This is a genomic window from Kistimonas ophiarachnellae (assembly GCF_057552235.1).
This window is the reverse complement of sequence record NZ_BAAJPA010000008.1, coordinates 92,385-116,533: the sequence shown is the minus strand read 5'-3', so window position 1 is coordinate 116,533 and position 24,149 is coordinate 92,385. Positions and strand designations below refer to the sequence as shown.

Below are 24,149 nucleotides of genomic sequence, written 5' to 3'. Positions count from 1 at the left end.
ATGAACCGCACGACGGTCACCCTGGCGATCATGCTCTCGGCCATCATGGTGTTGCTGGACATGACCATCGCCAATGTGTCCCTGCCCCACATGATGGGTTCCCTGGGCGTAACCTCCGAGCAGGTCACCTGGGTGTTAACCGCCTATACCATGGCGGAAGCGATCTTTATTCCCCTGGCCAGTTACCTGACATTGCGCTTTGGGGAACGCAACCTGCTGCTGATTTCCATTACCGGGTTTGTCACGACCTCAGCCCTCTGCGGTCAGGCTGATTCACTCGCGGAAATGATTACCTTCCGAATTCTGCAGGGTGCTTTCGGCGCCTCTGTCATTCCCCTGGCCCAGTCTATTCTAGTGCAGATCTATCCCAGGGAGGAAAGGGGCAAGGCCATGGCGCTGTTCAGCGTCGGCATTCTGCTGGGACCGATTCTCGGGCCAACCGTGGGCGGCATCATTACGGAGCATCTCGACTGGCGCTGGATTTTCTATGTCAATCTGCCGGTGGGAATCCTCTGCCTGGGCCTGCTGTGGCGGTATGTGCATATCAGCAACCGCGGACGAACATCGGTTGACTGGGTACTGGTCATCAATATGGCCATTGGCATCGGGTTGTTGCAGATGGTGCTTTCACGAGGCAACGAGGAAAACTGGTTCAGTTCCAATCTTATTCTGTTCTCCAGTGTGATCTGCGCTATCACCTCGCTGTTTTTTATTTTCCGTTCCTTTGTAACCCGGGGGGATATTGCGCCGGTATGGCTATTGAAAGACCGGAACCTGGCCGCATCCTGCCTGATCATGGGCTGCTTCGCCCTGGGTATGTTTGGCATTACCCAGCTTCAACCGATGATGCTGGAACAGCTACTGAACTACCCTGTCGAAACCACGGGGTTTGTGATGGCTCCAAGAGGCCTCGCCTCTGCGGCGGTATTGTTGTCCATTGCCCGCATCATGGACCGGCTGGATGGCCGGGTGCTTGTCGTGATTGGTCTGTTACTCAACGTGCTGGGCACCTGGCTGATGACCCATTACTCCCTGAATATCGACCTTTTCTGGATCATCTTTCCCAGCCTGATCCAGGGAGCCGGTATGGGACTGGTGTTTGCTCCCCTGTCACAAATGGCGTTTATGACACTCAGTCCCGAACAGGCTACAGGTGGGGCAGTCGTTTTCAATCTCTGCCGCACCATCGGCAGCTCATTGGGCATAGCGATTGTGAACACGTATTTTTCCAGGGTACAGCAAGCCGAATGGCATAGCCTCGGAGGTGCACTGTCTCCAGACAACGTCACCCTGCAACACTATGCAGCCCAGGCACACACATCCCTGGTCAACCCCGACTTCATGGCCAGCATCGCCCAAATGCTCCACCAGCAGTCATCGTTGCTGGCCTTTGTCTACACCTTTGGTTTCATCATGTTCACCTATCTGATACTGATACCACTGGTGCTGATGTTCCGGAAAAAAGCGGTAGCGCCTGCAACACAGGGCGTTTCATAATCATGGACAATGGCAATACGTTCGACCCTTCGTTTTACCTGCATTGCCTTTTTTGCCTATCTCGCCGGGTACTGCTTCACCGGGTTATGGCATGAACACACCACCATGACAGGAGGGCTCTGGGCCGTGACCTTTGGCATCGCGTCTGGCGTACTGGTTTCCCGGCTGCTGGATAAGGTGAACCACCACTTCGAACAATAAAAAGAGGAAAATCACACTGAAACAAGAAGGACTAACGCACCAAAATCATTAAATAATTCGACAAAACATCGAGAACAACATTTTTTACAACAAACAAGAAAAGAAATAACGCCTTTTTTCTGGTTTAAAACCCTTTTTCAGAGGTTTTTCCCGACAACCTTTCAAAAAAGTGACATAGATCAAAACTACAAGCATTCATCGCATTGTAGGGTGTCGGTCAGCTAACTGCCCTGTGTCCCTGTCCAGAAACACTCGCGCCTGTTATTGCTCCCTTTTCGTCACATGTCTGGAGTCTTATGTCTCAGTCGACCAATGTCTTACGACAGCCTAAACCGTTTTACATGATTTTCTTCCTGGAGCTCTGGGAACGATTTGGTTACTACGGCCTTCAGGCGCTGCTTGCCGTCTATTTCGTCAAACAGCTTGGTATGGACGACACCACCTCCTTCACGACCTTCGGCGCCTTCAGCGCGCTGGTCTTTGGTCTCGTAGCAATCGGTGGTTTCATTGGTGACCGGGTGATCGGCACCAAGCGCACCATGGTGCTCGGCGCACTGGTTCTGGCCAGCGGCTACCTGCTGATGGGACTGGCGGATCATGACCATCACCTGGTCTACCTGGCGTTAGGCTGTATTGCAGTCGGTAACGGCCTGTTCAAGGCTAACCCGTCCAGCCTGCTGTCCAAGTGCTATGAAGAAGGCGACAAGCGTCTGGATGGTGCATTTACCATGTATTACATGGCTATCAACATCGGCTCCTTCATCTCCATGGTTCTGGTGCCTGAACTGACCGATCGCTTTGGCTGGAGTGTCGGCTTCTACACCTGCACCCTGGGCATGATTCTGTCCGTTGGCAGCTACTGGTTCCTGCGCAGCTGGGTTAACGGCATTGGTTCTGCACCTGACCTTGCCCCTGTGGATATGAAGAAAATGGTTATGGTGCTGGCGGGTACCCTCGCAGCGATTTTCCTCAGCGCCTGGATGCTGCAGAACCTGACGGTCGCCCACATTCTGCTGGCTGCCGTCAGCAGCCTGGTGGTTATGATTTTCCTGAAAGAGATCATTGCCAGCAAAGGCACTGAACAGAAAAAGATGATCGCGGCATTGATCATGATGCTCCAGGCGGTGGTCTTCTTCGTGCTCTATATGCAGATGCCGACCTCGCTGAACTTCTTCGCCATCAATAACGTCGAACACAACATCCTGGGCATTGCCATCAACCCGGTCACGTTCCAGTCCCTGAACCCGTTCTGGATCATGCTGGCCAGCCCGGTACTGGCTTATCTCTACAACCGGATGGGTAACAGCGGCCGTGATCTCTCCATGCCCATGAAGTTTGCGATTGGCATGACCCTGTGCGCCACCAGCTTCCTGATTCTGCCGCTGGGCGCCCAGTTCGCCAACGCCATGGGCATCGTTTCTTCCGGCTGGATTATCGCCAGCTATTTCTTCCAGGCGATCGGTGAACTGCTGATCAGCGGCCTGGGACTGGCCATGGTGGCCCAGCTGGTTCCCCAGCGTTTGACCGGCTTCATCATGGGCGCCTGGTTCCTGACCTCTGCGGCAGCCTCTGTCATCGGCGGCTTTATCGCCTCAATGACCACGGTACCGAGCAGCAATGGGGCGGTGGATGCCCTGCAGACACTGCCGGTTTACTCCAAGGTCTTTATGGAGATCGGTCTGGCTGCCGCCGTTATGGCCGGTCTGATGCTGCTGACTGCACCGCTGCTGGCCCGCATGATCAACGGCGATGAAACCGTGACAGAACAAGCGGCGACTGCCCACTGATACGCATTCAGATAGACGAAAAAAAGCCCCGATGGATCGGGGCTTTTTTTACAGGCTTAACCTGCCATCAAGCGGCCTCTTCTTCCAGCCAGAACACCGGGTTAGGCAAAACAGACAACACTGCATCCAGGTCTTTGACCGCAATCGCCACCGTCATTTCAGGCAGTCCCGGTGTAAACATGATCTCTTTACAGGCCTTCAGGCGGGGATCCACCACCATGACAATGTCAGCATCCTGCCCAAAAGGGCACACGGCGCCGGGCAGACAGCCGGTCACTTCCTGCATGGTTTCCGGACTGCAGACAGACGGACGACTATCCAACAGCTGTCGAACAGCTTTGCTATCCAGACGTGCATCCCGGTGGGTCAGGTAAATGCAGTAGCGGCCGTCTTTCAAATGCAGAAACAGGCTTTTGGTCGGTTCGGCCGTCCAGCCCAACTCTGCAGCAATCCTGGCATCGGTTTCGAAATCCAGAATGGGTTCATGCTCCCAACGCTGCCAGTTGATACCCGCTTCATTCAACTGGGATACCGTTCTCTGGTAAACCTGTTCCAACCGTTCACGCATTACATCACTACCCGTTTCAACAATGAAAAAGCGATAACCCACATCATCAGCCAGATGACACCGTCAATCCAGCGCCGGACTTCTGGCCGGCCGAGTATCGGCGACAATTTTGCCGCCCCGATGGAAAGGGCGAAAAACCAGGTAAACGACGCCATCATGGTTCCTGCCGCGAAGGTGACACGATCACCGCCCTCAAACTGTCCGCCAATACCGCCCAATATCATTACGGTATCAAGGTAGACGTGGGGATTGAGCAAAGTCACCGCCAGCGTACCGGCAATCACTGCCCGACGGCTCGTACCGGTCACCTGTGCTTCTGCCACCTCATCCGCCGCACGGAACGCACTTTTCAGGGACAGAAAACCGTACCAGAACAGGAAAGCAGCGCCACCACAGGAAACAACCAGCAACAGGGTTGGATGGCTGGCAAACAGGGCACCGCCACCAAACACGCCCAGCGCAATCAGGAGAATATCGCAGATAGCGCAGACCGATGCCGTCAGCAGGTGGTGCTGTCGTCGAATCCCCTGGTTCAGCACATAAGCATTCTGCGCCCCAATGGGGATAATCATGGTGGCTCCCAGGCCAAAGCCCTGGAGTAGTGGCCAGACAGATAACATGGTCGGAGCTCTTTCCCCCGGAAGGTTCAGTCAAACAATCTGTGCATCATGCCAGCAAACTGAAAAAGTCCGCATAACATAAAGTGATAGTAAACCTAACCAGGATATTAGAATATTTAATCATTTTTATGTTTGATTAAATATTCTAATGAAACATCTGGACTATAAACTGGTTGCCGCCCTGGATGCCGTGATCAGCACGGGCAACTTTGAAACGGCTGCACAATCCTTACACATTACCCAGTCAGCGGTATCCCAACGAATCCGGGAACTGGAAAAACGCCTGGCCAAGCCCCTGCTTATTCGCAGCCAGCCCCCTGTACCGACAGAAACTGGCCATAAGCTGTTAGGGCTCTACCGGCGGGTTCAGTTGCTGGAACAGGATGTCCTGCCGGAGCTTTGCGATGATGCAGAAAATCCACCGCATCAGAAGCTAAGTCTTGCCGCCAACGCTGACAGCGTTGCCAGCTGGTTAATTCCTGCCCTGGCGCCGACACTCAACGCACACCAGACGACCCTTGACCTGGTCATCACTGATGAATCCCGCACACTGGATCTGCTGCGCAAGGGCGAAGTGATCGGCGCCATCAGCCTGGACAGCCAAAGCCTGCCGGGCTGCACCTGTGATTTACTCGGAAGAATGGACTACCGCTGCGTCGCAACACCGGCGTTCATTGCGCGCCATTTTCCCCGGGGGATCACCCAGGATGGACTGAAAAATGCCCCCGCCGCCATTTATGATCACCACGACACCCTGCATCAGGACTTCTTCCGGCAACACTTTGCGTTTGATGACCACCAAATGCCAAGCCATACGGCACGTTCATCGGAAGCTTTTATCAAGCTGGCCTGTGAGGGTTTGGCGTACTGCCTGATACCCGACCTTATGATTCGCCCCGAACTTGAAGCCGGCATCCTGACGGATGTGACACCGGGATTAACTGTCAACCGCCACCTCTACTGGCATCGCTGGGCACTGGAAACGGAATTACTGAAAGCCGTCAGTCGCGACCTCGTTCGATACGCCAACGAGGCGCTGGCTTGAACTTATTTTTTCATCGGGGCAGGGCTGAATACCGGGTCATTGAAGGCTTCAAAGTGGGGATCAGCCCAGATGTCGTCTTCGTGCACGGCATCAATAATTTCTTCGGGCTGCTCAATGGACAGTTCCTGACTGGCCAGTTCTACGGCAGGTTGCTGTTCTGGTTTATCGGTAGGTTTGTCGTCATCCATGACGGTTCGCTCTCCCTGTGATTCGGCCTGTCAGCAACAGGCACGTTACGCAAGACGTCAAGAAGAACTATCGGAATTATCGATCGCAGCTTGAAGGCCTATCTTTGATCAATAAACGCAAGGCACCCAATTTAATCCATAAATACCGATAAAATGGCAACCATTCCACAAACGGTACAAAGTCCAAGCACACAGTGCCGCAACAGCGTCTGGCTGAAACGGTGAGAAACATAGCTGGCAGTAACCACACCCAGGATAGCGGCAGGCACCATCATCAGGGATAACTGCAACTGTTCCCTACTGAAATACCCGTTCGCAAACAGAATCACCAGCGACACAATACTGCTGATGACAAAGTAACCGGACAGGTTGGCCCGCATGCTGTCGGCACTTTCATGCTGCATGACCAGCGCCATGGGCGGCCCACCAATAGCGGTGGCCGTTCCCATCACACCAGAGAGAAAACCCGCCGTGCAGAGGGTGACCGGTGTGGCCGAAATATGAATGCGACTCAGGCTGGCGAGCACCGCCAGCAATACCATGCTGCCTAAAAACAGGGTCAATACGTCACCGGATACCACAGTCAGCAGGTATCCGCCCAGCAGGGAACCGGGGATACGCCCAGCAATTGCACTGCCCAAACCTTTCAGAGAAATCGTGCGACGGTAACGAAACAGATTAATGGCAGCGACGGCAAGCGCCATCATGATCACAGGCCCCGGCACCAGCGCAGGATTCAACCAATAGAGCACGGGGGCTGACACAATCGCCAACCCGAAACCCAGGGCGCCCTGGATAAAAGCACCACAAAAAATCACCATGGCGTACAGCACCATGGAGAGCGAGAGCACGGCCACTGCAAGACTCCAAACACAACCAGGAATCCGCGCAGTTGACTCTTATGACTAAAAATAATCAATAAATAATTTTACGGAATATATACCCTGTTTCTGCGCTATTGCTGTACGTCAACGATGCCGGTCTGCAACCTGAATCAAGGGCATGGCACAACAGAAATTTACCGCGCCCTACGCCATTTCAACCGACAGGCTGGCCATTAGAATCTCTCCTGTTTGTCAGCCCGCACAAGGCGCAAACGACGAACATCACCGGCCTGACACTTGATGATTCAGGACACTATTCAATCCACCAGTTATCCAGCCAAAGAGGTGCGCGCGTGCTTTTTGCTGAAGACGGGAATGTTACCAGGGCGTTTGAGGAGAGCATTCTCCGCTCCATCGCCGAACGGGAAGCCAAGATCTGCGAAACCTGAGACTATGACCATGTCATGTCGCTCCCGTGGGGAGTCAAGGAAACCGTAGATTCTGATCACGCTGATGATGTCAGCGCCTTTATTGCCACTGCTGAAGAGTCCGACATCACCGTCGGCGAGCGCAAAGCGAAACTGCTGAAGTTTGGCTTGAAACAGGTCAAGGACAAGCACCTGCTGATTTATCGTTACCAGTTACACTGAGCACGATGAACACAAAGGCAGGCTATTACCAGCCTGCCATACGCTTAAATCCTGACTTATCCACGCGGATTACCGTGACAGTAACAGTTCACCTCAGCCCCTGAGCGAGTATAATCGCGCACCACACTGTTCATACCACCGGTCGCGAGGATCCATGTCAGATTTTATCCGGGAAGTCGGCAAACGCCGTACCTTCGCCATCATCTCCCACCCTGATGCGGGTAAGACCACCATTACCGAAAAGCTGCTGCTGTTCGGGAACGCCATCCAGATGGCGGGGACGGTCAAGGGTCGCAAAAGTGGTCGGATGGCGACGTCTGACTGGATGAAAATGGAGCAGGAACGGGGCATCTCCATCACCACCTCCGTGATGCAGTTCCCCTACCGCGAACAGATGGTCAACCTGCTGGATACGCCCGGACACGAAGACTTCTCCGAGGATACCTACCGGACCCTGACGGCCGTGGACTCCGTATTGATGGTGATCGACGGCGCCAAGGGTGTCGAGGACCGGACTATCAAGCTGATGGATGTCTGCCGTCTGCGTGACACGCCCATCTTCAGCTTTATCAACAAGATGGACCGGGAAGTCCGTGACCATATCGAGGTCATGGATGAAATCGAATCCATCCTGAAAATTCAGTGTGCGCCCATCACCTGGCCCATCGGCATGGGTAAACGCTTTAAAGGTGTTTATAACCTTTATACCGATACCATCCATGTGTTCACACCCGGCCAGGGCCACCGCATTCCGGATGATATCCGCATCCAGGGGCTGGACTCTGCCGAAGCGCGCGATTTCCTCGGTGAAATGCACGAGGAACTGGTCGATGAAATCGAACTGGTGCGCGGCGCCAGCCACGAGTTTGATCTGGAAGAATACCAGGCAGGCCGAATGACGCCTGTTTTCTTCGGAACCGCTTTGGCTAACTTTGGCGTGCGTGAAATGCTGGACGATTTTGTGCGCTGGGCACCGGCACCGATCGCCCGCCAGACTGACAGCCGTACCGTAGAACCGACCGAAGACACGTTCACCGGCTTCGTGTTCAAGATCCAGGCGAATATGGATCCGCGCCACCGCGACCGGATTGCCTTCCTGCGTATCTGTTCCGGCAAGTACACCCGTAACATGAAGATGCGTCACGCACGGATCGGTAAGGATGTGAAGATTGCTGACGCCGTAACCTTCCTGGCTGGCGACCGTTCTCACGTGGAAGAGGCACTGTCCGGTGACATCATCGGTCTGCACAACCACGGCACCATCCAGATCGGCGACACCTTCACCGAAGGCGAAATGATGCGCTTCACCGGCATCCCACACTTCGCCCCGGAACTGTTCAAGCGGGTTCGCCTGAAAGACCCGCTGAAACTGAAGCAGCTGCAAAAAGGTCTGCAGCAGTTGTCAGAAGAAGGTGCCACCCAGCTGTTCATGCCGCTGAACAACAACGACCTGATCCTCGGCGCCGTTGGTGTACTGCAGTTTGATGTGGTGCGTCAGCGCCTGAAAGACGAATACAAGGTCGACTGCATCTACGAACCGGTGAACGTGTTCACCGCCCGCTGGGTACACTGTGATGACGCCCGTAAGCTGGAAGAATTCCGCCGCAAGTGCAGCGAGAACCTGGCAGAAGACGGCGGTGGTTACCTGACCTACCTGGCCACCACCCGCGTTAACCTCAGCCTGACCGAGGAGCGCTGGCCAGAAATCGAATTCCGCGCGACCCGCGAGCACTGAGTTCATACCCTGTCCGCCGGAATAACCGACCCTCGTTATTCCGGCACACCCCAAGAGCCATGACACACCGATGACTGTGCAGCAAACTGAAACCCTGGCCGGCCTCGAGATTGCCTGCCGTTTTCTCTACACCGCCTTCCACCGTGCACCGGAACCGGGTTTTCTCCATCCACTGGTTGCCGACCGCCTGCTGGCCCACTGGCCGGTGGAGGATGACAATCCGCGCGTTCAATCCGGCCTTGAAGCGATGCAGCAGTTTCTGGATGAGCATGCTGACAATCCCATGTCATTGCTGAAGCAGGATTACAATGCCTTGTTCATCGGCCCGAACGCCTTGCTGGCCGCGCCCTGGTCATCGGTTTACCTGACCGAAGAGCAGCTCACCCTGACAGAGCCCGCCATGGCGGTTAGAGAGTTCTACCGTCAGTACGGCATTGCCATTGATACCGGTGAAAACGAGCCGGACGATCATATCGGTCTGCAGTTTGCGTTTATCGCCCACCTGCTCGGTGAAGCGCTGCAAGCTGTGGACAACGAACAACCGGAACAACCCTGGCTCTGCGCCACGGCAGAATTCCTGACCAACCATGTATTGATCTGGACCGGTCGTCTTTTTGAACTGATCCGTGAAAATGCGACCACCGACTTCTATCGCGGGCTGGCTGATCTCGCGGAAGGTTCACTGCAGCAGCTGGCGAACCTGACGGGTGCTGAATACCTGATCGTCAGGCTGTACCGATGAGCCAGGAAGAGCTCGCTTCACCGTCGCGGCGGGCGTTTTTCCGCCGCTTCGCGCTGAAGGAAGAACCACCGGTAGAGATTCCTGAAAGCGATTACCCACGCCCGCCCTGGGCGCGGGGTAACCGGGAATTCCTTGCACTTTGTGATAACTGCCATAAGTGTATTGATGCCTGCCCTGAACGCATTATTCAGGCATCAGACGAACCGCATGCCGCACTACACGGCAAGCCTGTACTGAATATTGACCACGGCTACTGTACATTCTGCAACCAATGTGTCGATGCCTGCCCGTCCGGCGCCCTTGACCAGGCACATGGCACAGCCAGTGTTCCCATGAAACCGACATTCTCTGGCCGCTGCCAGGTGCTTGTGGGTATGGCTTGCGATCTCTGTGTAGAAGCCTGTACTCAGCAGGCAATAAAGACAGACAGCGCGAATACGCCCGTTATTGATACCGGCCAATGCACTGGTTGTGGTGCCTGTGCGTTCAGTTGTTATTCAAAGGCATTGACCATGGTCATTCAGTAAGCTGGAAATATCGATAAATATGACAACACCGTAACCGGTTTATTCTCAAAGCTTTTTCCTGCGAGACAAGACCAGAGACAGTACTCACCCCATCCAGAAAAACCTGAAGGATAATAGTCAGCTTTGCTGTTTCAAACCCACACAGGACAACAAGAAACGGCAGTATCAGTATGTCAGGGCGAGGCTGCCGACATCATTCGACGGGGTAAAGGAATACCATGACGTTCGAGTTGGCAAAAACAGCGCAGGTGGATGCCAACTTTTACGGCTTGAGATCATGCTCCTTTGGTTCAGGGAGGTTTTCATCCAAGAGTTTTTGCATATACCAACAACCCTTATGATTTAACCACCAGCAAATTGCACCATCCTGCGTTTTTTGAGAATGTATTACGCCTGCAGGTGAACGATGCAAGGGCTTTGGCGAAGAAAACTCCCTGAGACTAATATTAAAATCCAATCTATCACTTCTGGAATCGGTGGCCCAGTGATACCGTTTAGAAACAGAATTATAAGCCTTAGGGTATTGACCAGGTACTGTATCACTTGTCAACCAAGCACCCTCTTCATTTTTAAATAAGAAAACCTTGGAATTGCAACCTTTTTTTGCTGTCTTTACGGCAACAGTAAAAGCATTTGACCCTACCTGTTTTATAGCTTTATTACGCTTGCTGGATTTTTCGTCCAGATCCATACCCTCTAACAATCTTACCCATTCATCCTTATCTTCATCATAAAACATGACATTTACATTGTTTTCTGTGTCTTTCCCTATATAAACCCGCTCATCCAAGAATAACTCAACGTATGTTAAATGTACTGGCAGATTTACTTTCCTCCATCCTTTACTTAGTGCATCTTCGTGATTTGATTTCCTGCTGTAAACAACAAAACCATCCGGTTCAAACTCATCCGTTTCCTCATTATACTTTAATGGCTCAAGACTATAACCATCCAATGAAAATTGCCGAGCACCATCACAAAAGATAGAACTTTCTTTTTCCCATGCTCTCCATGTTCCTTTATCAGAATCAGAGACAAACACTTGAGAACTTCCCCGGTTCCCCTGTAGTGGACCAACGAGAAGCATGCCATTGCCTTGCGGTGAAAAAAGCCATTGAGTTTTTTTTCCTAAACGTCCAGGAGGGTATAACATTGGCTTTTCCATTAGTGACTTGCAAATATTCTGGCCCAAGGAATAAACCTGTATCATCCCTTTAGAGGTTTCTTCTTCCGGTCTGGATCTGTCCCCGTCTTTGGTAACAAGCAGCAATTGTTTATCAGGAGAAATTCTAACGGAAGAGCCCTCCCCAAAATCCAGACAAACATTTTGAAAGATCTGTTCTTTGTCATTCTGACCCAGACTCTCAATGATGACACATCCTCCACCGTCATTACTTTTAACATATACCCTTATATTCATTGTTTCCCATTCATCAATACGCCTATCACTACAATCTTTCAGAAGATTTAGTAAAAACGCCCTGTCAATGCTGACGGGAAGATCTCTTGTTCTTAATTCTGCAGAACTCATAGGACACCAACCCTTATCCCCCCTGATGTATTCAGAATGAGTCTGGCGAATTTCACCAGGCTGACCATCCCCTCTATCATCCGCAACATCTAAAAATATGACTCTGGAATCGCTGGAAAAATAGCAATTCTTTATCTTAGTGTGATCAACATCCACAAGTTCAAATGACGTCCATTTATCTCCTTCCCTGCTATAGAAACGTGTTTTTTGTTGGCTTCTTTCGTCTTGTCCCATACGGGGACAGGCAATGCAGAGCAGTTTTTTGTCGGGGGATAATCGAATAAAGGATATTCCGTCAAAGCTAAGACGAATATGATCAACCGTATCATCCTGAAATCTTTCACCCATAATTATTTCGAAACCATCATTCGTTTCTATATAAATTTTTTGTTTTACTTCAGTAGCATCACTGGACAGAATCTTGTTAATCAAAGCAAAATCCAGTCCAACAGGGAGCTCGGATAAACTGCGTACATCGAGTTTTTTCACAGGAATCCATTCATCATTTTTTGAACGTGCCAAAAACACCTTATCCATATGTTGAGCATCCATTCCTGCAGGATATTGAATCATCATGGCCTGAGAGTCATGAGTAAAATGACATGCATCGACAGTATCTATATCTCCCCCATCAGCATTTTTCAGAAAAACTGCTTTCGGATCACCTTCCGTCAGCGTATCAACCCATGCAGCTGGGTGAGAAAAAACCACGTAGCGACCATCAGGGCTTGACCAGCTTCTTATTGCTGCTTTCAACAATTCTTCTTTTTCTATTCCTGTAGCACACAGCAAATAGATTTGTTTATATAGCAATGTATTATCACGTAACATTTTCTGGAATTTTAAAGCTATATTTTTACTGTGCTCATCTTTGGCTAAGTGACGACTTGCAAATACATCATAATGTACCGATTTTCCTTTAAGGGAGTCTCTGATTTCTTTTGACTCAACTCTCCTGAACGTATCAAGAAAGCAGTGACTGACCATACTTAGCTGCCTGCGCTGTCTTATTGGCAAACAGCGCATAACGTTTTCTAAAAAATTTCCGGGAAGACTCTCAATTGCAACTTCTCGACCAAAAACACTTTGCTCTTTCTCAGCCCCCTCTACCGGACTGTCTGTTGCCAGATCGACTCCTTGTTTATTTATATTTTTCGCGCTTCCTGAAACTGACTGCGCCATCCCCCCCTCCTTACTACAACAATTGATTCATATCATTAATTAAGCGCGAGTAGCTATTGAACAACATCTCAAACAATAACTACCAGGGCACTTTAAAGTAAACTATCACCATCTATGTCACATTACTTCGCAATTAGTTCCTTAAAAAGTATTCAACACACTTAAATTTGTTATTATATATAACAATCAACCCTTTATTATAAAAACTAGAATCATGAACCATGATCTGTTGATCGATTAGCACCCCTGCGTTTTGAGTGATTCATTACAATTAAACTTAGGAAGTCCGCGAATCCATCCGTATGGAAGCGATGCAGAAGTGGCAGGATGGTGCTTTTGCCAGGCATCTCGCAGAACAATACGGGGTTAATGAATCTGCGAGGTTCCCATTGAAAATCACACTACTACATTTTCTTATCTGTAGAGATATCTATGATTTGAGTTCTTTGGCTTTCTGAATAAATTGACTAACGTCATCAGGATTACCGTATAGTACATAAAGCAAAGCGGACACCTCATCATACCTACCCATCTCTGCAATAGCCTTTTTATAAAGAGCATACCGATAATCGTTCTCTGCATCCAACCGTCCTGAACCACTTACCTCTTTCGCTATAGCCTCCCGCAATGCCATTTGACTTGCATGGATCATTAGCCTTAATAAACTATCTTCGTGACCCTCTTCAAAAGCTCGTGTTTCTACTTCGCCCAACGCAAAATAGCCAGCTTCTTTCAATAACTCTTTCACATTTGAATAATAATAACTTCTAAAATCTTCTTTGCTCATGTTGACAAATCGATTCAGCGCCTCTCTTTTAACACCATTGGCAACACATAACATTTTCACATGAATCAACACTTGAGAAACAAGGTCGCGGTATGAATCAGTATCCTGTACCATATCCCTATCAAAACAATTTCGACTCGAAAGAAGTTCAATCAATTCATCATGATAGTGATAAAGCAAATTATTGATTTGCTCATCAGTTAATGATGTGAAAATTTGACATATATCACCACTAAAATAAGTTCGGGTTGCATTTAAGATTTTTTGAAACTCTTCTTCGCATATACGTTTATTTCTCAGCACAAGGAGCGCTAAAGCCATCGCTTTATGGTTTTTTTCGGCTGGACGATTGTAAACGTGAGATCGAGCACGGCCTAAATCTGGCAAGACAAAACAACCATCGTCATGACTTTCACTGTACCTAAGGTTTTCCGGGATAATATTTTCATGGTCTCCACGTTCATTGTTAAATGCCAGCAAATCTTGCGCCAGCCTTACAGCCTTGTTTGCAAATTCCGTATTTGACATTTCCGCGAGCGTATCCGCACTGTCGCTGGCAAGTTCTCCACTTGTACCGATAATAATTCCTGAGGCCTTAGCAGGCGTTCCTGTATCTGTCAGCTCTGAGTGAACCGGCATTCCTGTGTCTGTCTGCACTGAGTTAGCAGGTATTCCTGTGCCTGTCAGCGTGCTCTTGCGTGAAGGGGGAACTTCTGTCGTATTCCTCAACCCCAGTGACCGGCAAAAATATCTGTTCTCGTACTCAGGATGTTGCTGTAAGAGATTTCTGGCAACCTCGATATTGATACGATAACAGCAAATGCCGCCCGCAATAAAAGCACCCATGGCACGGATTACTTTGGAAACCGGATTCCTCTTTTTGTCGCTGCTTAGAGCCCAACTGTAGGATGCGGCTGTCAAGGGAATAAAACTCGACATAAAATCTAATTCCTTAATAAAAAACTCATCTTGAAAACGTACAGGCAACAGCAAAAAAGTCATCTCATCTTTTACCGCTACAACCTGCAACACCGGGGCTTCACAGATGAGTAAATTCAAACCGAAAGACTACTATTTACAGGACAATGCTTATCCCGTGAGAATCAGAGTCTTAACATTGGCTTCAGCCTGAACAGTGTTTTCACCTTATACTTAAGCAATACATCCTGATTGCTTATTCATATGACAATATATTGGTCATTAGGTTTCATCCTGACAGCATGCTAGTGCTATTCGCATGAGAAAAAACGTTCAGGCAGGTCCTCTATGGGATATTGCCATTCTTACCCTTCACGGATAATGACGCCCTCATATCCCTGGTCAATGTAATTGACGGATGCCTCTGCAAGACCCCTTCTCTTTAGAACAGCCCTTTTATGCTTGCCGGAGAGACTCACCCGTTTCATCAACGACCTGAAATTGGTGGTATTAATAACGAAAGATAATAACCAGCTACAGGCTCCAACCGTAGTGAAACAAACGAAAGTGCCCCGAGGTATCACAGGATCATACCCCCCTTCCATCAAGTTTCGTCAACGGCATCCACACAGAACAAATACAAAACCTTACCGTGCGTTTTTGCTGCAGATCAAAATTCCCTGACTTTCTTACGGGTATGATGTGCAGTGGAATGAACTGATATCCGCCCCTTTGCTACAACAAATCACTGCGGACATTCCTGATTGACCTGAAACCTTCTGAAAAGCCCGTTCTTCCCTGAGAGCAATCCATAGACTGCATGAAGAATTTACTGGACAAGGTGCTTCTGTCCCCCTTGAAGCGCCGTAATTTTATGAAATGGGGCGCCGCTGCCGGCAGCGCTGCCATTGTCGCGGGCAACAGCCTGCCGCTGCGTGCGCTGGCCAACACACCAGAGACCACTCCCGCGGAAAAACGCGAAGCGGTGCGTTCCGTCTGGTCTGCCTGCACGGTGAACTGCGGTTCCCGTTGCGCCCTGCGCCACCAGGTCAAGGACGGTGTCATTGTCGCGACCCATACCGACAACACCGGTGACGACGAATACGGCAACCACCAGGTACGTGCCTGCCTGCGCGGCCGCTCCTTCCGCCGCCGGGTATACAACCCGGATCGCCTGAAGTACCCCATGAAGCGGGTCGGCAACCGCGGCGAAGGCAAGTTCGAGCGCATCAGCTGGGATGAAGCGTTTGACACCATCGCTGACAACCTCAAGCGCATCAAGCAGCAGTATGGCAACGAAGCCATCTACCTGAACTACTGCACCGGTACGCTGGGTGGCACCGTCTCCAAATCCTGGCCCCCGGCGGCGACACCTATCGCTCGCCTGATGAACTGCTGGGGCGGTTACCTGAACCACTTTGGCGATTACAGTACCGCACAGATTACCGTTGGCCTGCCCTACCTGTTCGGTGGCAGCTGGGTCGGCAGCAACTGCTCGTCTGACATTGTTAATACCAAACTGATCGTCAATTTCGGCAACAACCCGGCGGAAACCCGCATGAGCGGCGGCGGTGTTGTTTACCAGATGACCGAAGCCCGCGCCCGCAGCAATGCCCGGATGATCACTTTCGATCCGCGCATGACTGACTCAGTGCTGAGCGGCAATGATGAGTGGGTACCCCTGCGCCCCGGTACTGACGCCGCCCTGGTAGCCGGTATGGCCTGGGTCATGATCACCGAAAACCTGGTGGACAAGGCGTTCATCGACCGTTACACCATCGGTTATGACGAAGACAGTCTGCCAGCATCTGCACCGAAGGGTTCCTCTTGGGTATCCTACATCCTCGGCAATGGCCCGGATGGCACGGCCAAGACCCCGGCATGGGCTGCGCGCATCACTGCAGTGCCCGAGAAAACCATCATTCGCCTGGCCCGCGAAATCGCCAGCACCAAACCCTGTAACGTGATGCAGGGCTGGGGTGTTCAGCGCACCACCAACGGCGAACAGGCGAGCCGCGCCATCTGCATGCTGGCAATCATGACCGGCAACGTCGGCATTCCCGGCGGTGGTACCGGTGCCCGTGAAGGCAGCTGGGGCATTCCGTTCGCCAGCTTCCCGACCCTGAGCAACCCGGTTACCACGTCCATCCCCATGTTCCTGTGGACCGACGCCATCCATCGTCACGACGAGATGACCGCCCTGACCGACGGCATCCGTGGCGCCGACCGTCTGAAGGCGCCGATCAAGTTCATCTGGAACTACGCCGGCAACTGCATCATCAACCAGCACGCCGACACCAACCGCACCCACGAAATCCTGCAGGATGACACGAAGTGCGAAATGATCGTGGTCATCGAAAACCATATGACCGCCAGCGCCCGTTATGCAGATATCCTGCTGCCCGACCTAACTGCAGCGGAACAGCCGGACTTCTCCACCAACGGCAGCTGCGGCAACATGGGTTACGCCATTTTCTGTGACACCGCCGTCGAGCCACTGCACGAGTGCCGCTCGGTCTACGACATGTGTACCGGTGTCGCCAAACGTCTGGGCGTGGAAGCGCAGTACACTGAAGGTCGTGACCAGGAAGCCTGGCTGCGCTTTATCTATGCCGAGTCCCGGAAGATCAACCCGGAACTGCCGGACTTCGACACCTTCCGTCAAATGGGTATCGTCAAGCAGACCAACCCGGGCGAACCGCACGTCGAGTACCGTGCGTTCCGCGAGAACCCGGAAGCCAATCCGCTGGCGACTCCGTCCGGAAAGATCGAGATCTACTCCGAACAGCTGGCCCAGATTGCGGCAACCTGGACTCTGAAAGAGGGCGACACCATCCGACCACTGCCGGAATACGTCTCGTCCTGGGAAGGCCACGAAGCGCCTCACAGCAAGCAGTACCCGCTGCAGATGTTCGGCTACCACTACAAGGCACGCACCCACTCCACCTACGGCAACGTAGACGTATTGCGTGACGCCAACCGTCAGGAAGTCTGGATCAACCCCATCGACGCCCAGGCACGCGGCATTAACGACGGTGACATGCTGAAAGTCTGGAACGACCGCGGTGAAATCCGTGTGGCCGCCAAGGTCACCGAGCGGATCATGCCCGGCGTTGTCGCCATGGGCCAGGGCAGCTGGTACGCCCCGGACCGCAACGGCATCGACCGTGGCGCCTGTATGAACACCCTGACGACCCAACGTCCTTCACCGCTGGCCAAGGGCAACCCCCAGCATTCCAATCTGGTGGAAATTGCCAAGGCCTGACGGAGAACTGAACCATGACCCAATACGGATTCTATATCGATACCACCCGGTGTACCGGGTGCAAAACCTGTGAGCTGTCGTGCAAGGACGACAACGACCTGGATATCGGGGTGAACTGGCGTCGTATTTATGAATACGGCGGCGGCAGCTGGGTACAGAACGAAGACGGCACCTGGAACCAGGACGTGTTCGCCTACCACGTATCCATCAGCTGTAACCACTGCGACCAGCCCGCCTGCACCAAGGCCTGCCCCACCGGCGCCATGCACAAGCGGGAACAGGATGGCCTGGTGGCCGTGAATGCCGAGGTATGTGTCGGCTGTCGTTACTGTGAAATGGCCTGCCCGTACGGTGCACCCCAGTTCGATCCCGAGAAGAAGCTGATGACCAAGTGCGATGGCTGCTTCGACCGTGTGGAACAGGGTCTGCAGCCGATCTGTGTCGGTTCCTGCCCGCTGCGTGCGCTGGAGTTTGGCCCCATTGACGAGCTGCGTGCCAAGTACGGCGACCGTGCCGACATCGCGCCGCTGCCGGATTCCGGCATGACCAGACCGAACCTGGTCATCAAGGCCAACCGCCACGCACGCCCGACCGGTGACACCACCGGCCGCATCCTGAATGTCCGGGAGGTGTAACCATGCACGAATTATCCCTGGTTTTCTTCACCGTCCTGGCACAGTGCGCGGTCGGTATCTTCCTGGTGCTGGGCTGTCTGCAGTTCGCCAGCTTTGGTCAGCGTGACCGCCTGCAACTGCTGAGCCGGCTGCAGATCGCCTCGCTGGTAATCCTCGGTGTCGCCGGCCTGGCCGCGGGTACTCACCTGGGTCAGCCGCTGCGTGCATTCAATGTCATCTTCGGCCTGGAACACCTGTCGCCGCTGAGCGCTGAGATCCTGACTACCAGCCTGTTTGGCGGTGCCGCGTTCACCTTTATCGCCGCCACCCTGCTGAACATCCTGCCTGCTCTTCACCGTTTGGTGTTGCTGGGCGCCATGGCGCTGGGTATTGCCCTGCTGCTGGCGATTGCCAACGTCTACACCCTGGCCACCGTGCCCACCTGGAACACCGACTGGACCGTCTTCCAGTTTGTGATGCCTGCAGTGGTACTGGGTGTGATGGGTGCAGCGGTACTGGTCCGCAGCCAGTCTGACCGGATGGGCCTGTTTGCACGTCATGCTGACAAGGCACTGTCCACCATCGGACTGATTGCCCTGGCGGTGATTGCCACTGGCTTTGTGCTTTACCTGTTCTGGCTGGGTCAGCTGTCCACAGCGATCGACCCGTTCATGGTGAAGGACTACCATCACAGCCTGCTGGCCGCCCGCTTTGGTCTGCTGTTCCTGGGCGTCAGCCTGTGGATCGTGCCGGCCATGCGTGGTTCCAACACCTGCGTTCGCCTGCCTGCTGTTGGCTTCGTGCTGGTATTGGCCAGTGAACTGATGGGTCGTATCTTCTTCTACGACCTGCATATGTTCAGCACAGGACTGTAATTGCTCGACAACCTCCGGCTTCGCCGGAGGTTTATATCACACACTAAAAACTGTGATAGAAAGACACGCGTTTATGCATACAGCCGCCCGAGAATCACGACTCTTTTGATCAAACAAAAAGAACTATCACTAACAAAAATTGTCTTAATTAAACACAATCCTTAAAACATCCAATACAAACTATCGCAATTTGGAACAAGGGAAGGTAAAAAACATGCCTGCCAGAAATATAAGCAATAGAACCCAGCATTCCGCCGCAGGAAAACATCAGCACAGCTGTCACAACGAGGCAGTAAAATCCCGAACAAGAAAAATAAAAACTGGCAAAAAGAGTCTGACCCCCTATAAAAAACGGAAAATAGCCACAGCAAACATATCAAAAGCAACAGATCTAGATGCATTGATTGTCCTTATATTATTTAGCATCCTTGAACACATAGGCTTTTTTTATCTATTCCCGGGAAGTAAAGAATACTTAATTTCAGAGCCGCTGATCTGGGGAGGCAAGGAAAGAAAAACAAAAGACATCCAAAAAGGCATGATGGCGTTATGGAACTCCTTCAACACACCTGATTCCGTTTATATTCTCATATATCCAAACCCCGGACACGGCCATGGGCAGCATGCTGCCCTTGTGCTTGGTTCAACCCGGAACGAATCTGTAGAGAACGCTAAAAACTATGTCAGCTGGACCTATGAAAAGGGTTATCCAATCTATTGCAAGCGTGCAAAATCCTCATTCAAACAAGAATATAACAATCACGGCGAACCGGAAGTTATTGAAATTAAAGGGCTCAACATCAAAAAAGCAAAAAGAAAATGGAAACAACTTAAAAGAGAATCAAAGCACTACAAGCTATTCACTCGCAACTGTACACATGCCGCACTCTCAGTCCTTGGAGAAGGCATTAAAAATCCGAAACTATCCAAGGCTGTCAGAAAAAAACAAAAATGCTGGCTACTCACGCCAAGGGACATGCGAAAACAAGCGTACTATTTAAAAAAACACAGAAAAAAAATAAATACCTCCCTATCCATAAAAAACCATTATGGGCGATCACAAACCATAGAAATAAGTAAACCTTTAGCTATGCGAAAGCTGGCGATGGCTTTATAACCAGCAGACTACCATACAATCCACACACTTATCTCTATGACATTCTGGAAACATTATGAATTAAGCAAAAAAAAACAAAGTTTGAATGCTACGAAATAAACCCTGCCAGCCCGAATTCATTTAAACGATATACATAAAAGTTCAAGCAATGGATACAGTGAGAAAGCGTCAGCCATATCACTCTGAACGCTGAAAATAAACAAGAAAGAGCTGCTAATGAACATTATTGCCTGAGTGACCAGCTTTGCCAGCAGACCGGGGAAGGCATAAAAACACCTCATCGATTACTATATCCTGTTGGCCGCTGATTTTTTACACTTAGCTGTACGCACCACTGCATACCATGAATGACATGCCAGACACACCCTCCGTAATCCCCCAGCGCAACACCACGGCTATTTTGCTTGCCGGTGGCCAGTCACAGCGCATGGGAAGCAACAAGGTCCACCTGACGATTCACCACCAGCCACTTTGGCAATACATGGTGACCATGCTCAATGAAGCCAATTTCAAGAAGGTTATCGTCAGCGGACCTCAAGGTATTCCTGACACGATCCCGGGCAAGGGGCCACTCAGCGGCTTGCACGCTTGCCTGCAACATACCCGGGAGGAGGCAGTGATGTTACTGCCTGTGGATATGCCACTGCTGACGCCGGCACTCCTGACCAATCTCTCGATGGAGGGCCATGATCGAAAAACGCCACTCCATTACGAAGATTACCAGCTACCTCTGTACCTGCCTGTCACCCAGGCACTACGGAATTATACCGAAGCAGTTGTCCACGAGGACGACAAACGGCATTATTCACTCCGACGACTGATCGCCCACCTGCACGGATCCACCATCCCCGTTCCGGACGACCAGGACTGGCGGTTCCGTAACGCCAACACCCCTGACGAGTGGCAGCGCTGCCTGGCAGATGTCTGAGCCATGACATGGGTAACCATCCTCCACCATTGCGTGTCATGTACTGGATAAAAGACAGCATGAATTGTTATCAATAACAGGAATGTCTGGCATTACGGGTAACCCGTTTGAACATTACGGATTACAGCCAATCCAAGCAACCAAATAGTAGTCATTAGACGTGAAACAGGCAGTAAATCTTTAGGAGATTAACAGGCATGGATAAAATGACATTGCACCCAACGCCCATGCAAAAGTTGCAACCTACCACTGCAAAAGAAAATACAAAAATGCACAATCAAATTCGTGCATTTTTCCGGGTGATGATAGGCAAACACGATAGTGGTGTAAGATACCTGCAAAAAATATTGACACATTACCCGCCCGAAAAAAAACTGAAAAACATGAGCATCTTCATTGTCGACGATGAGGCAATAAATCATCTAAAGAAAACCGTGACTGATGGCATTAAAAAACATAACCTCTACGATGAACTTTTGGCTTGTGGCGCAAGATTTATTCATACTGAAGATATTCACCAATTTCTGGCAGAAAAGTATCCCATTGATTATTTAGACAAGGCTATAAAACTCATCCAGCAAATCCATTTTGCGTCATCAGAGGCATTTGATTTCTCTATAACCAGAGCGCATCTCTATAAATTATTCTGTCATTACTTTGCCTTCTCCAGATATCCCGAGCTGCAGTCTGTGGCGGCAATTGATATTGATACATTTGCCCCTCTATTCCCTCCAGCCTGCAATAAACCTACTCAAAAAATACCAGCTCCGACAAGCCTCAATGGTTTCATCACCAATCGCGAAGACATAAGGTTAAATTCAGCAATCTTTGATTTCGAATTTATCTCAGAACTTTTTTCCTTTAATAAAAAACAGACAAATACAAAAAACTGGAAACCTATCTCTATGTATTCCGGCTTTACAATTAATTATTGCCATATAGAGACAAACTCCAAAGAAGCGGCTAAAACACTTGCAGACAACCTAATAAAAAAACTAAAAAACACAATCACTCTACAATGTTGGACTACTAACAATCTCATTATTTTTGACAGGTTTGATTTTTACCCACTAAATACCTTATTAAAGATGTTGAATGATGAGACACGAGAAATATGTTATGCATTCACTGAGGAAAACAGCCCAGATAATGGCTATGTAACCCAATGTGCAAACAGTTTAGCTGAAGTTCAGAATCGCATCCTGATTCCATATGTAGCGAACACTGCACTGGCCAATCATTTGCTTTCACATTTTTTGCCAGTCCTCAAGAAACTTCCTGTTCAGTTGTGTATTGCTGATAAATCATACAGGCGAATTTACCCCGAGCTTTATAAGCATGAAACGCTCTCCATAACCGACTGCAAATACCAGGCATTCGTTGATAAAACACGTCTGTACTTCGAATGGTGTCATCACTTGTTCGGGTTCCTCTTATTTCGCAAGGACATAAAAAAACTCGCCCCTTTATTCAGTGATCCGATGAAAGACTGGGGTGTGAAGGCAACCGATGCCCAATTCGACGCGAGGGATAAACCGTATCCTGGTTCCAAGGTTTGGCCAACGCTCACAAAGGAACATGCCCCTTTAATACTGAAGTCTAACTTTACTGTCATTACTTCATTGTTTGATCCTGCAAAAAACCCTTGGGGGGATGCACAAAAACCAAAACCTGCGCCGAAAAAAAACATACCAAAAACCAAATCGGCACATAAAGGCAAGCCTGATCATCTCGCTGTACCATCAAAGGAAAACAAGCAGACTCCGTTGGCATCGGAAGAAACCGCACTGGCAGTATACACTACTCCGGACCTATCAGGCTTTCAGCTGGCACTATACGATTGTTGTATCGGCGCGTGCTATGGCTTCCTGGATGACATATGGTATCGAACGCCATTTACTGAGTTTTTTTTACCTTCATTGGGGTACAGCAGCATCACGGGTTACACCTTCGGAAATGAAATTGGCTTAGCACTGGGCGCAGGATCACAGGTTATCGCACACGCTGTATTGCCCAGATTATCTGAGGGAAAGATAAAAACGACTGTCAAAAGCTGTCTGCCGTTTTCTTTCTTTGCTAAATCGATATATGATCGTGAAATCCAAAGATTTATCCTCAATGCTGGCTGTTATCAATTAAGCCGATTGGCCTTCAGGAAACTCATACCTGCCGGAATCGAAAAGTCTGCGCTTGGAGAGATCGTCGATTTATGCCGCTTTATCTTTTCCCCCTATGACCAGCGAAGCAGGAACCTGGCGAAGGTTAAGCTGCAACAAGACAAAATGAATTAGCATTGGATTAGGTACAAGCCATGATGACATCATCACCATAAACCGGTTACATACTGGCATGTATCGTTGATCTGACGGATACGCCTGTCAGACAGACGGGGAAAGGCGGCCGGTTCATGAATTGCCCGGATTCGTGTCACGCCGGTTGTCCGAAAGGGCGACAAACGGCATTATTCACTCCGACGACTGATCGCCCATCTGCACGGATCCAACATCCCCGTTCCGGACGACCAGGACTGGCGGTTCCGTAACGCCAA

Annotated in this window: 21 protein-coding genes; 15 read left to right on the top strand and 6 right to left on the bottom strand. The window is 50.6% G+C overall.

Features of this window, described 5'->3' with window-relative positions:
• The 3 genes from AC27K1_RS11725 (at window position 1) to dtpA (ending at window position 3,485) form a co-directional block, all read left to right on the top strand.
• Window positions 1–1,497, top strand: coding sequence for a DHA2 family efflux MFS transporter permease subunit (locus AC27K1_RS11725; protein WP_487150765.1), 1,497 nt, complete (start codon window positions 1–3; stop codon window positions 1,495–1,497).
• 9 nt (window positions 1,498–1,506) lie between these two features.
• Complete coding sequence (locus tag AC27K1_RS11720) at window positions 1,507–1,698, top strand: hypothetical protein (protein WP_487150763.1); 192 nt, start codon at window positions 1,507–1,509, stop codon at window positions 1,696–1,698.
• A 296-nt stretch (window positions 1,699–1,994) separates the two neighbouring features.
• Window positions 1,995–3,485 carry a dipeptide/tripeptide permease DtpA gene (gene dtpA, locus AC27K1_RS11715; RefSeq protein WP_487150761.1) on the top strand — a complete coding sequence of 497 codons (1,491 nt, stop codon included), beginning with the start codon at window positions 1,995–1,997 and terminating at the stop codon, window positions 3,483–3,485.
• 67 nt (window positions 3,486–3,552) lie between these two features.
• On the opposite strand, the gene AC27K1_RS11710 is transcribed toward dtpA, so the two are convergent.
• Together AC27K1_RS11710 and AC27K1_RS11705 are read right to left on the bottom strand one after the other, a co-directional pair.
• A complete protein-coding gene (locus tag AC27K1_RS11710; RefSeq protein WP_487150760.1) occupies window positions 3,553–4,053 on the bottom strand; it encodes a YbaK/EbsC family protein in 501 nt (166 codons plus the stop codon).
• Window positions 4,053–4,673, bottom strand: a complete 621-nt coding sequence (locus AC27K1_RS11705) for a LysE/ArgO family amino acid transporter (protein WP_487150758.1) — start codon at window positions 4,671–4,673, stop codon at window positions 4,053–4,055. Before AC27K1_RS11705 ends, AC27K1_RS11710 begins: the two co-directional genes overlap by 1 nt.
• A gap of 148 nt (window positions 4,674–4,821) precedes the next feature.
• Here AC27K1_RS11705 and AC27K1_RS11700 point away from each other — a divergent pair, with 148 nt between their 5' ends.
• Window positions 4,822–5,718, top strand: a complete 897-nt coding sequence (locus AC27K1_RS11700) for a LysR family transcriptional regulator ArgP (protein ID WP_487150756.1) — start codon at window positions 4,822–4,824, stop codon at window positions 5,716–5,718.
• Between the two features lie 2 nt (window positions 5,719–5,720).
• Here AC27K1_RS11700 and AC27K1_RS11695 read toward each other — a convergent pair whose 3' ends face one another.
• Window positions 5,721–5,906, bottom strand: a complete 186-nt coding sequence (locus AC27K1_RS11695; RefSeq protein WP_487150755.1) for a hypothetical protein — start codon at window positions 5,904–5,906, stop codon at window positions 5,721–5,723.
• Window positions 5,907–6,037: 131 nt separating this feature from the next.
• On the bottom strand, window positions 6,038–6,763 hold the full coding sequence (locus tag AC27K1_RS11690) for a sulfite exporter TauE/SafE family protein (RefSeq protein WP_487150754.1): 726 nt from the start codon (window positions 6,761–6,763) through the stop codon (window positions 6,038–6,040).
• 101 nt (window positions 6,764–6,864) lie between these two features.
• Between AC27K1_RS11690 and AC27K1_RS11685 the strand changes: the two genes are divergently transcribed.
• The 5 genes from AC27K1_RS11685 to AC27K1_RS11665 all read left to right on the top strand — a co-directional run bounded on the left by AC27K1_RS11685 (window position 6,865) and on the right by AC27K1_RS11665 (window position 10,384).
• Window positions 6,865–7,179 carry a hypothetical protein gene (locus tag AC27K1_RS11685; RefSeq protein WP_487150753.1) on the top strand — a complete coding sequence of 105 codons (315 nt, stop codon included), beginning with the start codon at window positions 6,865–6,867 and terminating at the stop codon, window positions 7,177–7,179.
• 15 nt (window positions 7,180–7,194) lie between these two features.
• Entirely contained in the window at window positions 7,195–7,380 is a 186-nt protein-coding gene (locus tag AC27K1_RS11680) for a hypothetical protein (RefSeq protein WP_487150752.1), read from the top strand.
• Window positions 7,381–7,534: 154 nt separating this feature from the next.
• Window positions 7,535–9,115, top strand: coding sequence for a peptide chain release factor 3 (locus tag AC27K1_RS11675; RefSeq protein ID WP_487150750.1), 1,581 nt, complete (start codon window positions 7,535–7,537; stop codon window positions 9,113–9,115).
• A 70-nt stretch (window positions 9,116–9,185) separates the two neighbouring features.
• On the top strand, window positions 9,186–9,857 hold the full coding sequence (locus AC27K1_RS11670) for a TorD/DmsD family molecular chaperone (protein ID WP_487150749.1): 672 nt from the start codon (window positions 9,186–9,188) through the stop codon (window positions 9,855–9,857).
• Entirely contained in the window at window positions 9,854–10,384 is a 531-nt protein-coding gene (locus AC27K1_RS11665) for a 4Fe-4S binding protein (RefSeq protein WP_487150748.1), read from the top strand. The genes AC27K1_RS11670 and AC27K1_RS11665 overlap by 4 nt, the downstream gene beginning before the upstream one ends.
• 262 nt (window positions 10,385–10,646) lie before the next feature.
• On the opposite strand, the gene AC27K1_RS11660 is transcribed toward AC27K1_RS11665, so the two are convergent.
• Both AC27K1_RS11660 and AC27K1_RS11655 read right to left on the bottom strand, forming a co-directional pair.
• The gene (locus AC27K1_RS11660) at window positions 10,647–13,097 is read right to left on the bottom strand and encodes a hypothetical protein (RefSeq protein WP_487150746.1); all 2,451 of its coding nucleotides are present in this window, start codon (window positions 13,095–13,097) and stop codon (window positions 10,647–10,649) included.
• Window positions 13,098–13,527: 430 nt separating this feature from the next.
• The gene (locus tag AC27K1_RS11655) at window positions 13,528–14,943 is read right to left on the bottom strand and encodes a hypothetical protein (RefSeq protein WP_487150744.1); all 1,416 of its coding nucleotides are present in this window, start codon (window positions 14,941–14,943) and stop codon (window positions 13,528–13,530) included.
• Window positions 14,944–15,622: 679 nt separating this feature from the next.
• Between AC27K1_RS11655 and AC27K1_RS11650 the strand changes: the two genes are divergently transcribed.
• The 6 genes from AC27K1_RS11650 to AC27K1_RS11625 all read left to right on the top strand — a co-directional run bounded on the left by AC27K1_RS11650 (window position 15,623) and on the right by AC27K1_RS11625 (window position 23,892).
• Window positions 15,623–18,067 (top strand): DMSO/selenate family reductase complex A subunit, encoded by a 2,445-nt coding sequence (locus AC27K1_RS11650; protein ID WP_487150743.1) that lies wholly within the window; start codon window positions 15,623–15,625, stop codon window positions 18,065–18,067.
• Window positions 18,068–18,081: 14 nt separating this feature from the next.
• Window positions 18,082–18,702 carry a DMSO/selenate family reductase complex B subunit gene (locus AC27K1_RS11645; RefSeq protein WP_487150741.1) on the top strand — a complete coding sequence of 207 codons (621 nt, stop codon included), beginning with the start codon at window positions 18,082–18,084 and terminating at the stop codon, window positions 18,700–18,702.
• A 2-nt stretch (window positions 18,703–18,704) separates the two neighbouring features.
• A complete protein-coding gene (locus AC27K1_RS11640) occupies window positions 18,705–19,556 on the top strand; it encodes a dimethyl sulfoxide reductase anchor subunit family protein (RefSeq protein ID WP_487150739.1) in 852 nt (283 codons plus the stop codon).
• Window positions 19,557–19,770: 214 nt separating this feature from the next.
• Window positions 19,771–20,673, top strand: a complete 903-nt coding sequence (locus AC27K1_RS11635; RefSeq protein ID WP_487150737.1) for a hypothetical protein — start codon at window positions 19,771–19,773, stop codon at window positions 20,671–20,673.
• Between the two features lie 352 nt (window positions 20,674–21,025).
• On the top strand, window positions 21,026–21,601 hold the full coding sequence (gene mobA, locus AC27K1_RS11630) for a molybdenum cofactor guanylyltransferase (RefSeq protein ID WP_487150735.1): 576 nt from the start codon (window positions 21,026–21,028) through the stop codon (window positions 21,599–21,601).
• 197 nt (window positions 21,602–21,798) lie between these two features.
• Window positions 21,799–23,892, top strand: coding sequence for a hypothetical protein (locus tag AC27K1_RS11625; RefSeq protein WP_487150734.1), 2,094 nt, complete (start codon window positions 21,799–21,801; stop codon window positions 23,890–23,892).
• Window positions 23,893–24,149: the final 257 nt, after the last annotated feature.

What these genes read in the sequence shown, in the direction of transcription:
- AC27K1_RS11660 (WP_487150746.1), bottom strand. Translation starts at nt 13,097, where the DNA reads ATGGCGCAGTCAGTTTCAGGAAGCGCGAAAAATATAAATAAACAAGGA.
- AC27K1_RS11725 (WP_487150765.1), top strand. Translation starts at nt 1, where the DNA reads ATGAACCGCACGACGGTCACCCTGGCGATCATGCTCTCGGCCATCATG.
- mobA (WP_487150735.1), top strand. Translation starts at nt 21,026, where the DNA reads ATGCCAGACACACCCTCCGTAATCCCCCAGCGCAACACCACGGCTATT.
- AC27K1_RS11680 (WP_487150752.1), top strand. Translation starts at nt 7,195, where the DNA reads ATGTCGCTCCCGTGGGGAGTCAAGGAAACCGTAGATTCTGATCACGCT.
- AC27K1_RS11650 (WP_487150743.1), top strand. Translation starts at nt 15,623, where the DNA reads ATGAAGAATTTACTGGACAAGGTGCTTCTGTCCCCCTTGAAGCGCCGT.
- AC27K1_RS11625 (WP_487150734.1), top strand. Translation starts at nt 21,799, where the DNA reads ATGGATAAAATGACATTGCACCCAACGCCCATGCAAAAGTTGCAACCT.
- dtpA (WP_487150761.1), top strand. Translation starts at nt 1,995, where the DNA reads ATGTCTCAGTCGACCAATGTCTTACGACAGCCTAAACCGTTTTACATG.
- AC27K1_RS11700 (WP_487150756.1), top strand. Translation starts at nt 4,822, where the DNA reads ATGAAACATCTGGACTATAAACTGGTTGCCGCCCTGGATGCCGTGATC.
- AC27K1_RS11645 (WP_487150741.1), top strand. Translation starts at nt 18,082, where the DNA reads ATGACCCAATACGGATTCTATATCGATACCACCCGGTGTACCGGGTGC.
- AC27K1_RS11635 (WP_487150737.1), top strand. Translation starts at nt 19,771, where the DNA reads ATGCCTGCCAGAAATATAAGCAATAGAACCCAGCATTCCGCCGCAGGA.
- AC27K1_RS11695 (WP_487150755.1), bottom strand. Translation starts at nt 5,906, where the DNA reads ATGGATGACGACAAACCTACCGATAAACCAGAACAGCAACCTGCCGTA.
- AC27K1_RS11675 (WP_487150750.1), top strand. Translation starts at nt 7,535, where the DNA reads ATGTCAGATTTTATCCGGGAAGTCGGCAAACGCCGTACCTTCGCCATC.
- AC27K1_RS11705 (WP_487150758.1), bottom strand. Translation starts at nt 4,673, where the DNA reads ATGTTATCTGTCTGGCCACTACTCCAGGGCTTTGGCCTGGGAGCCACC.
- AC27K1_RS11665 (WP_487150748.1), top strand. Translation starts at nt 9,854, where the DNA reads ATGAGCCAGGAAGAGCTCGCTTCACCGTCGCGGCGGGCGTTTTTCCGC.
- AC27K1_RS11710 (WP_487150760.1), bottom strand. Translation starts at nt 4,053, where the DNA reads ATGCGTGAACGGTTGGAACAGGTTTACCAGAGAACGGTATCCCAGTTG.
- AC27K1_RS11640 (WP_487150739.1), top strand. Translation starts at nt 18,705, where the DNA reads ATGCACGAATTATCCCTGGTTTTCTTCACCGTCCTGGCACAGTGCGCG.
- AC27K1_RS11720 (WP_487150763.1), top strand. Translation starts at nt 1,507, where the DNA reads ATGGCAATACGTTCGACCCTTCGTTTTACCTGCATTGCCTTTTTTGCC.
- AC27K1_RS11670 (WP_487150749.1), top strand. Translation starts at nt 9,186, where the DNA reads ATGACTGTGCAGCAAACTGAAACCCTGGCCGGCCTCGAGATTGCCTGC.